8 protein-coding genes are annotated in these 10516 nt (G+C 70.3%); 4 read left to right on the top strand and 4 right to left on the bottom strand.

The window, feature by feature from the left end; translation table 11 throughout:
* The first annotated feature begins 161 nt into the window (after window positions 1-161).
* Together Ade02nite_RS41405 and Ade02nite_RS41400 are read left to right on the top strand one after the other, a co-directional pair.
* On the top strand, window positions 162-956 hold the full coding sequence (locus Ade02nite_RS41405; protein ID WP_203776028.1) for an SAM-dependent methyltransferase: 795 nt from the start codon (window positions 162-164) through the stop codon (window positions 954-956).
* 11 nt (window positions 957-967) lie between these two features.
* Window positions 968-2935 (top strand): putative bifunctional diguanylate cyclase/phosphodiesterase, encoded by a 1968-nt coding sequence (locus Ade02nite_RS41400; RefSeq protein ID WP_203776026.1) that lies wholly within the window; start codon window positions 968-970, stop codon window positions 2933-2935.
* A gap of 189 nt (window positions 2936-3124) precedes the next feature.
* Here the strand turns inward: Ade02nite_RS41400 and Ade02nite_RS41395 are convergent, their stop codons facing one another.
* Window positions 3125-5773: a tetratricopeptide repeat protein gene (locus Ade02nite_RS41395; protein WP_203776024.1), complete on the bottom strand. Its 2649-nt coding sequence runs from the start codon at window positions 5771-5773 to the stop codon at window positions 3125-3127.
* 182 nt (window positions 5774-5955) lie between these two features.
* On the bottom strand, window positions 5956-7119 hold the full coding sequence (locus tag Ade02nite_RS41390; protein WP_203776022.1) for an FAD-dependent oxidoreductase: 1164 nt from the start codon (window positions 7117-7119) through the stop codon (window positions 5956-5958).
* Between the two features lie 109 nt (window positions 7120-7228).
* Here Ade02nite_RS41390 and Ade02nite_RS41385 point away from each other — a divergent pair, with 109 nt between their 5' ends.
* Window positions 7229-7825: a TetR/AcrR family transcriptional regulator gene (locus Ade02nite_RS41385; RefSeq protein ID WP_203776020.1), complete on the top strand. Its 597-nt coding sequence runs from the start codon at window positions 7229-7231 to the stop codon at window positions 7823-7825.
* A gap of 57 nt (window positions 7826-7882) precedes the next feature.
* Here the strand turns inward: Ade02nite_RS41385 and Ade02nite_RS41380 are convergent, their stop codons facing one another.
* Together Ade02nite_RS41380 and Ade02nite_RS41375 are read right to left on the bottom strand one after the other, a co-directional pair.
* Window positions 7883-8539 (bottom strand): response regulator, encoded by a 657-nt coding sequence (locus Ade02nite_RS41380; RefSeq protein ID WP_203776018.1) that lies wholly within the window; start codon window positions 8537-8539, stop codon window positions 7883-7885.
* A complete protein-coding gene (locus Ade02nite_RS41375) occupies window positions 8536-9669 on the bottom strand; it encodes a sensor histidine kinase (protein ID WP_203776016.1) in 1134 nt (377 codons plus the stop codon). Before Ade02nite_RS41375 ends, Ade02nite_RS41380 begins: the two co-directional genes overlap by 4 nt.
* Before the next feature lie 173 nt (window positions 9670-9842).
* Between Ade02nite_RS41375 and Ade02nite_RS41370 the strand changes: the two genes are divergently transcribed.
* A complete protein-coding gene (locus Ade02nite_RS41370) occupies window positions 9843-10319 on the top strand; it encodes a DUF6326 family protein (protein WP_203776013.1) in 477 nt (158 codons plus the stop codon).
* Window positions 10320-10516 lie beyond the last annotated feature (197 nt).

Raw genomic sequence — 10516 nt, 5'->3', positions numbered from 1 at the left:
GCGAGACCCCCAAACCATATAACACCACAAAATACTTTAATCAGACGTCCTCTCGAGCCCGGGCGAAACAGCGGGTGAAGGGCACGACCCAGCGGGACATGGTTGCACCCGAGATCCCCAAGCGATAGACAGTTGTGGTTCTTGAGACAGGGGGTCAGGGCATGGGTGAGGACTGGGTTCCCGCCGGGGTCGACATGAGCCGGCCGTCGGCGGCGCGGGTCTACGACTACTTCCTCGGCGGGGCGCACAACTTCGCGGTCGATCGCGAACTGGCGCAGCAGATCGAGGCGATGACGCCGAACATCGCCGAGACGATGCGGTCCAACCGGGTCTTCCTCCGGCGGGCCGTGCGCTTCCTGGTGGATCAGGGCATCCGGCAGTTCCTCGACATCGGGTCGGGCATCCCGACGGCGGGCAACGTGCACGAGATCGCGCTGGAGGCGGCGGCCGATTCCAAGATTGTGTACGTGGATGTGGACCCCGTCGCCGTCGAGCACAGCCGGGCGATCCTGGTGGACACCCCGAACACCGCCGTGGTCCTGGCCGACGCGCGCGACGTCGACCGCATCCTCGGCGAGGCGTCCAAGCTGCTCGACTTCGACCGGCCGGTGGCCGTCCTGCTCGCCGGGGTGCTGCACTTCATCCCGGACGGCGACGATCCGGCCGCGACCGTCGCCGAGATCCGCGACGCCGTACCGGCGGGCAGCTACCTGCTCATCTCGCACGCGACGGCGGACGGGCAGCCGGCCGAGGTGATCGAGGCGCAGCGCCTCTCCGGGCGCACCGCCACCGAGATCACGTTGCGGCCGGCCGCCGAGATCGAGGCGTACTTCGGCGGGTTCGAGCTGGTCGAGCCGGGGCTGGTCTTCATACCGCGGTGGCGGCCCGACCCGCAGGACCCGGTGGACGAGCATCCGGAGCGCATCGGGGCCTACGCCGGCGTCGCGAAGAAGTAACGCACGGGACCGTGAACCCGAGCAGCTTCGCCGACCAGTGGCGGCAGCGCCTGACCGCGGCCGGTTTCGTGCCCCTGGACGCCGACCGGCTGGGGGAGCTGCTGTCCGGGCTCGCCGAGGCCCTCGCCGGCGGCCAGGGCGAGGCGGTCGGCGCCGCGCTGGTCGAGGCGCGCCTCACCGACCCGGCGATGCTGGCCGCCACCGTCGAGGCGATCGACGCCCAGTTCGGCGACCGGGAGCTGGTCGCCCAGGTGGCGGCCGGATACGCGCAGGCGATCCGGGCCGCCACCATGGCCGGGCAGGAGGAGCTCAACCAGGCGGTGCTGCGCGCGCTGCGGGCCAGCGAGGCGCGGCTGCGCGCGGTCTTCGACAACGCCGCGATCGGCATCGGCGTGAGCGCCATGGACGGCCGCATCGTGCAGGTCAACCACGCGTTCGCCGACCTGCTCGGCTACACGCCCGAACAGATGTGCCGGCTGCTGGTGCCGAGCCTGACCCATCCCGAGGACCCGCGGGACATGTGGCGCATGTACCAGGCCGTGATCGAGGGCGACGTCGACCACGTACGGATGGAGAAGGCCTACTACCGCAAGGACGGCGGCGAGATCTGGACCGACCTGACCGTCTCGCTGATCCGTGACGACGCCGGCCGGCCCGAGTTCACGATCGCCATGGTGCAGGACATCACCGACCGGCGGCGGCTGAAGAAGCGGCTCGAGCACCAGGCCACGCACGACCCGCTGACGGGGCTTCCCAACCGTACGAAAATAGCCTCTGACCTTGATCGGATCTTCCGGGAGCACAAGAGCGTCGGGCTCTGCTATCTCGACCTCGACGGCTTCAAGAGGATCAACGACACGCTCGGCCACCAGGTGGGCGACGAGTTGCTGACCGCGGTGGCGGCGAGGCTGCGGGAGAGCACGAGCCACGTCGCCGGCCGGATGAGCGGCGACGAGTTCGTGGTGCTCGTCGAGGACCCCGAGGACATGAGCGGGCTGGCCCAGCGCATCCTGACCGAGCTGTCCCGCCCGTACCGGATCGGCAAGCACCGGCTGCGGATCTCGGCGAGCATCGGCGTCGTCGAGAGCCCGGTCGCCGCCACCAGCCCGCAGGAGCTGATGAAGGCCGCCGACCTCACCCTGTACGCGGCCAAGTCCGACGGCCGAGGCCGGTTCCTGATGTACGACCCGGAACGCGACGCCCGGCAGGCGGCCCGCTACGCGCTGGCCGCGGAGATGCCGGACGCGCTGGACCGGCGCGAGTTCACGCTCGTCTACCAGCCGCTGGTCTCCCTCGAGGACAGGGAGCTGCGCGGGGTGGAGGCCCTGGTGCGCTGGGACCATCCGCGCCTCGGCCGGCTCTCCCCCGACTCGTTCATCCCGCTGGCCGAGGAGACCGGCGTGATCCTGGCGCTGGGCCGCTGGGTCCTGGAGGAGGCGTGCGCCCGGGCGGCGGAGTGGGCGAAGACCTTCCCCGACCGGCGGGTCTGCATGAGCGTCAACATGACCGTCTCCCAGGCCCACGAGCCCGGCCTGCCGGCCGACGTGGACGGCATCCTCGCCCGCACGGGCCTGGACCCGAGCCTGCTGGTGGTGGAGCTGACGGAGAGCGCGGTGATGGACCCGGGCGGCACGGCGTCCCTGGTGGCCCTGGCCGACCGGGGCATCCGGATTGCGATCGACGACTTCGGTACGGGCTATTCGAACCTGGCGTACCTGCGGCGCCTGCCGGTCCACATGCTCAAGCTGGCCGGCCCCTTCGTCGACGGCCTGCGCGACGGCGACAAGGTGGACGAGCACATCGTCGAGACGATCGTCCGCCTGGCCCACGCCATCGGCATCAGCGTCACGGCCGAGGCGGTCGAGACCCCGTCCCAGGAGGCGGCCCTCCGGCGGCTGGGCTGCGACACCGGCCAGGGGTGGCTGTTCTCGAGGCCACTCACCGCCGAAGGCGTCACGGAACTGCTCCGCGCCCCGTAGCCCTCGCCGGCTGACCGCGGGCGACGCGCTTGGCCCCGCCGTGTCGCGGCGCATTGGGCACCCCAAGCGGGACCGGCGCTCCAACGACTCGGCTGCCAGAGGTCATCCCGGTTGCTGTTGCCGCGTGTCCGCCCACGGGTAGTCACTGTCTGCGAAGGCAGGCCGGCGCCGTGCGCGACCTGGCGTCGCTCAGGTCGGCTCGGCGACGAGGTCGGCGGTGTTCTCGGCGGAATCGAGCCGGGACAGGTTGAGGAGCGAGCGCCGGGTGTCGGGGTGGTCCGGACCGAGTAGGCGGCGGCGAACCTTCAGGGTGCGGGACACCAACTCCCGGGCCGGGTCGATCTGTCCCTGTGCGGCGCGGATCAGGGCCAGGTTGTTCATGGAGTTGAGCGTGTGCGGATGTTCCGGCCCGAGCCGGCGCCGCCGTACCTCGAGCGTCTCCTCGGCCATCCGGGCCGCGTCCGCGAACCGTCCCTCCGCGGCCAGGACGATCGCCAGATTGTTCTGCGAGTGCAGGCAATACGGATGCTCGGGCCCGAGGATCCGTTGCCGCACCGCCAGCGTCTCCCGGTGGATCAGGTGCGCCTCGGCCCAGTGCCCCTGGGCGGCGAGCACCAGTGCCAGGTTGTTCATGGTGATCAATGTGTGCGGATGTTCCGGGCCGGAGACCCGGCGGCGCGCGGCCAGCGTCTGTTCGTGCAGCTTGCGGGCGCGATCCAGGTCACCTTGCAACGCCAGTACGTATGCCAGGTTGTTGACCGACATCAGCGTGTCGGGATGGTCGTCGCCGAGCAGCTGCCGGCGTACCGCCAGGGTCTGTTCGTGGAGTCCGCGGGCGAGGTCGAGGTCGCCCATCTCGCTGACCACGATCGCCAGGTTGTTGGCCGACACGAGCACGACCGGATGCTTGTCACCGAGCAGGGCACGACGCATCGCCAGACTTCGCTCGTGGAGTTCGCGTGCCTGGGCGAGCCGGCCTTGCTCGGCGAGCACCAGCGCCAGGTTACCCATCGAGATAAGGGTGTCCGGATGCTCGGGGCCGAGCACGCGCTGCCGGGCCCGCAAGGTCTGCTCGTGCAGCGCCCGGGCATCCTCCAGGCGGCCCTGCCGAGCCCACGTGAACGCCACGTTGTTCATCGAGATCAGCGTGTCGCGGTGTTCGGGGCCGAGGGTCCGGAGCCGGGCGGCGCTCACCTCCTCGTGCGCAACCGCGCCCTCCGCGAGCTTGCCGACCTCGACCAGCACCCGGGCTCGGTCGTTGCGGACGGTCAGCGTGGCCGGATGGTCGGCGCCGAGCAATTCGGTCTGTTCGGCGACGGCCGCCGCGAACATGTCGGTGGCGAGTGCGAACTCGGCGCGGTGCAGCAGATAGGCGCCGATGCGATGGCGGAGCGCGGCGGTGGGCGCCGCAACGATGCCTTCGGCGTGCCGCAGGACGCGTAGCGCGTGCGGCAGCGCGACCACCCACCGATCCCAGCCGGCCGGGTCGGCCGGGTCGGCGGGCAGCGCGGCACCGATCGCTTCCGCGGTGAGCAGGATCCACCGCTCGCGGCCCCGGTCGGCGGGGCGGTCGGTGCCGGACAGCGGGAACCGGCTCTGCACGGCCCGGTGGATCGTCCCGAACCGGCCGTCCTCGGACAGCTGATCGCGGGTCACGTCCTGGACCACCGGGTGGATCCGCAGCATCCAGCCCTCCCGCTGCACCAGCGACAGCGCCACCAGCACCTTGATACTCCCGTCGAGGTCGACCTTCTTCGCCGCCGCCGTGCCCAGCGGTGCCGGTAGCAGCTCCGGGTGTGAGTCGTAGAGCCAGCGCGGGATGCCGGCGCTCGACGCCAGGAAGGAGCACAGCCGCAACAGTTGCATCGCCGCTCGGTCACGGTCGGCGGCCTGGCGGATGGCGAGGGCAAGGGTGGCGCCCGCGGTGAGCCGGTCGTCCGGGAGGCCCATCCGCAGCAGGCGGTCGTGGTCCTCCCTGTACCTGGGCAGGTAGTCGGCCAAGGTGACGACGGCGCTCGTGCAATACGCGGCCGCCTGCTCGAGCGCCAGCGGCAGCCCGCCGAGCTCCCTGGCCAGCTCGGCTGCGGCGGTTCGGTCCTTGCTGCCGGTACGCTCGAGCAGGAATCGCACGGCCGCCGCATCGTCGAAGGTCGGCACCTCGACAACGGTGCCGAGCCGCTGCTGGTTGGGGTCCCGTGAGGTCATCAACACCTGGCCGTCGCCGGCCGGGACCAGCCCGGTGAGATCCCGTTCCTCGGTCACGTTGTCGAAGACGAGGAGCCAGCGGCCGCGTCCCTCGAGGCTGCGCAACGCCTTCCGCGCGGCTTCCTCCTGATCCTCATCGCCGATGTGCAGGCGATCGGCCAACTGCGCGAGCGAGGCGATCACCGCGACCCGGGTGTCCGCCGGCACCCACCAGCCGATCTCGAACTCCTGCCGGTGGCGTGCCGCGTACCTGGCGGCGATCTGCGTCTTGCCGACACCCGCCATGCCGGTGAGGACAACAGCACCGTCTTTCTTGGCCATCAGTTGCGCGATCTCGTCCAGAATCGACTCACGCTCGCGGAACGTAGGCAGGTGCTGCGGCATGTTCCACGTCGTCTCGCCGGCGGAGCCCTCTGCCTCCGCGTCGCCCTCGTCGAGCGCGGCGCGCTTGGGGCGGCGCAACTCGGCGACCACCACCGGCACCGCCAGCAGGGCCGCGACCGGCCAGGCCAGCCATCGCCACGGACGCCAGCCGTCTGGCAGCGCGCCGGTCGCCACATTGACTGCGGCGGGGAGAAGGACGGCAGCGGTGAGGACGACGAGCAGGGTGGGTGGTGAGATCCGGTTTCGCATCGCCGAATCGATTATCGAGATTGCGGAGATCGACAGCAATCACGTCTTTGTGCCACCCGCCGCGACCCGATCATCCGTTCGAGCACGGCCTGGCCGAGCCGAGGCACCCACCGCACACCCGATCATCGAGCACGTCAACGCGGACCCGGTGACCATGGTGAGATGCCACGTTCCGTCGACGCTCATCGGTTGATCTCCTCCTTGAGCTCTCGCATCTTGTCGCCGCCCTCGTGGCTGTCGTCCCGGTCGAACAGGAAGCCGGCCGCGCCGTCGAGGGCGGTGGACCATTCCGCGGAGCGCGGCAGCATGGTTTCCTCGTACGCGCGCACGGCCTCGCGCACCGTGTCGGCGCGGGTCAGGGCCAGGGCCAGTTCGTAGGCGTCGAGCATCGCCAGGTTGACACCGACGCCCACCGGGGGCATGAGGTGGGCGGCGTCGCCGAGCAGGGTCGCGGTCGGTGAGTGTTCCCAGGTGTGCGGCGCGGGCAGCACGAACAGGGGTCGGTCGACGTACGGGCCGTCGTTGTCGGCGATCATGCTGAGCACCCGGGGTGACCAGCCGGCGAACTGTTCGAGCAGGTGGGCCCGCAGGCCGGCGGTGTCGTCGGCGCTCAGCCCTGCCTCCGAGATCCAGTGCAGCGGCACGCGCTGGACGATGTAGACCCGGATGTGGCCGCCGCTGTTGCGCTGGGCGGCCAGGGCGCGTTCGCCGTCCGTGCCGGTCGCGAGGCCGTGACCGACCAGTTCGGCGATGCCGGGATGACGCTTCTCGACGTCGTCGAACCGGGCCTCCAGGAAACTCACGCCGGTGTACTGCGGTACGGCGGCGGAGAGCGCCGGCCGTACTCGGGAGAACGCTCCGTCCGCGCCGATCACCAGGTCGGTTTGGGTCGTGCTGCCGTCGGAGAAGTGCAGCCGCCGAGGTCCGCCGGTAGGGCCGTCGACCGATTCGAGGGCGCGGCCCCATTGGACGGTGCCCGGAGCGAGGGAGTCGAGGAGCATGTCACGCAGCACGCCGCGATCGATCTCCGGCTTGTACCGGTCGTCGGGCTCCGGCAGCTGGCGGAACACCACGTTGCCGTCGGTGTCGAAGCGCCGCATCTCCTGACCCTCCGGGCGGGCGATGGCGAAGAACTGGTCGAGCAGCCCGGCCTCGCGCAGCGCCAGCTGGCCGTCGTGGGCGTGCAGGTCGAGGCTGCCGCCCTGGTTGCGGGCGTGCACGTCGGCGTCGCGGTCGTAGACCGTGACCGGGATGCCGTGCCGCTGCAGGATCCGGGCGCACGTCAGGCCGCCGGGACCGGCCCCGATGATGCTGATCCTGGCCTCGGCGGGTCTGGGGTTCCTCATCGCATCGTCCTCTCGTGGGTTCGTCGCCCTGTCACGATAAACACAACGAGGCCAAATATACAATGGTTCCAAGTTCTGAGTCACTTCAAGATTTTGGTAGGGTGGGGGCATGAGTGACTCGGGCCGGGAGCCGGTGGGCCTGCGGGAGCGCAAGAAGGCGGCGACCCGCAAGGCGATCGCCGAGACGGCACTGGAGCTGTTCCTGGCGCACGGCTACGAACGGGTGAGCATGCGGCAGATCGCCGAGGCCGCCGACGTCTCCGTGTCGACGTTGTTCAACTACTTCCCCGCAGGCAAGGAAGCACTGGTCTTCGACGACGAGACGGACAACGAGGCGGCGCTGATCGCGGCCGTGACCGACCGGCCGCCGGGCCGGACGATCACCGAGGCCTTGCGGATGCACCTGACCGGCTTCGTCACGAAGCCCGCGGGCCCGGGATCCCGGTTCGCCGAGTTCCAGGCGTTCGTGCAGCGGACGCCGGCTTTGCGCGAGTACGCCCGCACGATGTGGCTGCGCCACGAGGAGGCGCTGGCCCGCGCCATCGCCGCCGAGTCCGGCCGGGCCGCCGACGACCTGGCGTGCGCCGCTCTCGCCTGCTTCGCCCTGGAGGCGGTGACCTTCGCCCGCTCCCGGCCCGACCCGGCAGCTGCCCTCGCCGGGGCCTGCGAACTGCTCGACCGCGGCTGGGCAGCGGTCACTGCCTGAGCCGGCCACGTCGGTGGTCGGGATGAGCCGGCCTTGATTTGAGTATGCGGGCGCCGATCAGGTGCCGACGCGGCGTGTCTCGTAGGCCCACATGACGATCTCGACGCGGTTGCGGGCGTTGAGCTTGCGCATCAGGGCGGCGATGTGAGTCTTGACGGTGCTGAGGCTGATGGACAGCTCATCGCCGATCTCGCTGTTGGTCCGGCCGCGAGCGGCAGCCAGCAGGACCTGTTCCTCGCGAGCGGTCAGCGGCTCCACAGGCTCAGCCGGCACCGAGCGTGAGCGGCTGTTCGCGAAGGAGGTCAGGAGCCTCGCGGTGATGTTCGGTGCGATCAGGGCGTCGCCGCGGGCGGCGGCATGGACGGCCTGGGTGAGCATCTCGGCGCCGGCGTCCTTGAGGAGGAAGCCTCGGGCGCCTGCCTTCAGCGCGCCGTAGACGTACTCGTCGAGGTCGAAAGTGGTGATGACGACGACGGCCAGAGGATCGGCGACGTCGGCCCCGGCGAGTTGGCGGGTGGCTTCGATCCCGTCGACCTCGGGCATGCGGATGTCCAGCAGGCACACATCGGGACGCAGCGAACGGGCCATGGCGATCGCCCGGCGGCCGTCGGGGGCCGCGCCGACGACGGCGATGCCCGGTTGGACGTCCATGATCATGCAGAGTCCTGCCCTGACGATGTCCTGGTCGTCAGCGACCAGCACGCGGATGGTCATGACGCGCTCGCTGTCCGAGGCAGCGAGGCGTCGACGCTCCAGCCGCCGTCCGGGCCAGGTCCCGCCCGGAGGGTGCCGCCGAGCAAGCTCGCCCGCTCGGCCATGCCGCGCAGTCCGTAGCCGGCGTGCGCGAAGCTGGTCGTACTCGCCACGCCGTCATCGCGTACTCGCAGGTGCACCTGGCTGCGGGATGCGGTGACGTCGACGGTGACCTGGGTGGCGCCGGAGGCGTGGCGGGTCGCGTTGGTGACCGCCTCGGCGGCGATCAGGTAGAGGGCGGTGCTGACTGCCGGCTCAACGGCCTCGACGTCACCGGAGACCTGCACGTGGACGCCCAGCACCTCGCCGCCGGGACGAGCGAGTCGTTCGATGTCCACCACCCCTCGCCGGGGGGCGAGCTCGGCGTCCGTTCCGTCGCGCAGCACGCCTACGAGGGCTCGCATCTCCTTGAGCGTCCGGGATGCCTCTTCCTCGATGGTGACCAGGGTAGCCAGCGCGCGCTGCGGATCTGCGGCGGACAGCGCGCGACCTGCCTGTGCCTGGACGGCGATGGCCAAGACGCGGTGGCCGACCGTGTCGTGCAGCTCGCGGGCGAGTTCGTTGCGCTGGTGAAGCCGCACCTGCTCGATGTCGCGGTCGTGGCTTCGGGTGCGGTAGCGCACCGCCGCGCCGAGCGCGGCCGAGAACAGGAAGAAGCCGTAACCGGCGACCTTCTCCGCGGGTGAGGTCGGGTCCGCGATGAGAGTGAAGGGTAGCCAGATGAGGATGATGCCGAGTCCGACGGCAGCCTCGCGAGCTGCTCCCCAGCGCAGCAGGGCGTAGGGCAGCACAAGCAGCCCGGCGATGCCCAGCAGACCGGTGGCATCGATGACCGCGATCCTCGCGATGTCGAACGCGAGAACGGTTCCGAAGGCAACGGCGACCGCGGCCAGCGGCCGCGTGCGTCGCCACAGCAGGCACGCCGCGACCACGACACTGACACCGACCAGCAGCGGCGCCCACGCCCTGTCGTCGCGCAGCAGTACCTCGACGAGCGAGATCGCGACAAGAGCCGAGGACAGCGCCCAGTCCCGCCAGACCCGCACCGGCGGGTGTGCGGGTCGAGGCTCAGCCAGGATCCCAGCACGCATGCTTCCCCCTTCCGGACAACGTAAGGGGGTCGCCGCTCGGACGGATCAGCCGAAAGTACTGCGGATGTCCCGCACCTGCGGCCAAGACCGGTCGAGCCCGCAAGCCGATGTGGCGCCAGTCAATCGCTGGTCATGGTGAAGACATCGAATGAGCCGATCCCGCAGGAGCCCTGATGACCAGAACCGACAGACCAGCCGGTGCGCTCCAGGAAACGCGCATCCCTGTCCAGGCGAAGCTCGCCGCGGCCTGGGCCAGCTTCATGTTCCTCTACATCTACGTCGACTACCTCGCCCTGTACAAGCCCGGCCTCATCAACGACATCCTGGCCGGCGCCGTTCATGAGTTCGACACCGGTCCAACCTTTGTCGGCCTTGCGCTCACGCTCGTGGCCATCCCGATCCTGATGATCCTGCTCTCCACGACACTTCCCGCCCGTGTCAACCGCGCCACCAACCTGGTCGTGGCAACGCTCTACATTCCCGCCTCGGTGTACAACGCGGCGGGCGAGTCCTGGGCCTACTTCTACTTCTACGGCCTCTCCATCGGACTTGAGCTGCTGCTCCTGGCCTTCATCCTGCGCGCCGCATGGACCTGGCCCCGGACCGCTCGAGCCGGCGCCGGCCGCGGCCCCGCCCGGGCTGGGGTGTGACGCTTGAGGCAGGCCCGGTGTGCGGGGTCGCCGACAGCGGCTGCGGCAACTGCGACCGCGAGCAGCAGCACGATCCGGAGCGGGACGGCGCGCTGATCATGATGGCTGCCTTCTGTCCTTCGTGGTCAACCCGAACCCGTTCGTCAAGATGATCGGGCTCGGGCTGGCGGTCGCGACCGCGCTCGACGCAACGGTGG

It is taken from the genome of Paractinoplanes deccanensis (assembly GCF_016862115.1).
GTDB classification, from domain to species: domain Bacteria; phylum Actinomycetota; class Actinomycetes; order Mycobacteriales; family Micromonosporaceae; genus Actinoplanes; species Actinoplanes deccanensis.
Note: the sequence above shows the minus strand (reverse complement) of the source record. Positions and strands in the feature narration are given on the sequence as shown.

Excerpts from the sequence above, each read along its gene's own strand:
- Ade02nite_RS41405 (WP_203776028.1), top strand. The coding sequence starts at position 162 with ATGGGTGAGGACTGGGTTCCCGCCGGGGTCGACATGAGCCGGCCGTCG.
- Ade02nite_RS41395 (WP_203776024.1), bottom strand. The coding sequence starts at position 5,773 with ATGCGAAACCGGATCTCACCACCCACCCTGCTCGTCGTCCTCACCGCT.
- Ade02nite_RS41390 (WP_203776022.1), bottom strand. The coding sequence starts at position 7,119 with ATGAGGAACCCCAGACCCGCCGAGGCCAGGATCAGCATCATCGGGGCC.
- Ade02nite_RS41385 (WP_203776020.1), top strand. The coding sequence starts at position 7,229 with ATGAGTGACTCGGGCCGGGAGCCGGTGGGCCTGCGGGAGCGCAAGAAG.
- Ade02nite_RS41380 (WP_203776018.1), bottom strand. The coding sequence starts at position 8,539 with ATGACCATCCGCGTGCTGGTCGCTGACGACCAGGACATCGTCAGGGCA.
- Ade02nite_RS41375 (WP_203776016.1), bottom strand. The coding sequence starts at position 9,669 with ATGCGTGCTGGGATCCTGGCTGAGCCTCGACCCGCACACCCGCCGGTG.
- Ade02nite_RS41370 (WP_203776013.1), top strand. The coding sequence starts at position 9,843 with ATGACCAGAACCGACAGACCAGCCGGTGCGCTCCAGGAAACGCGCATC.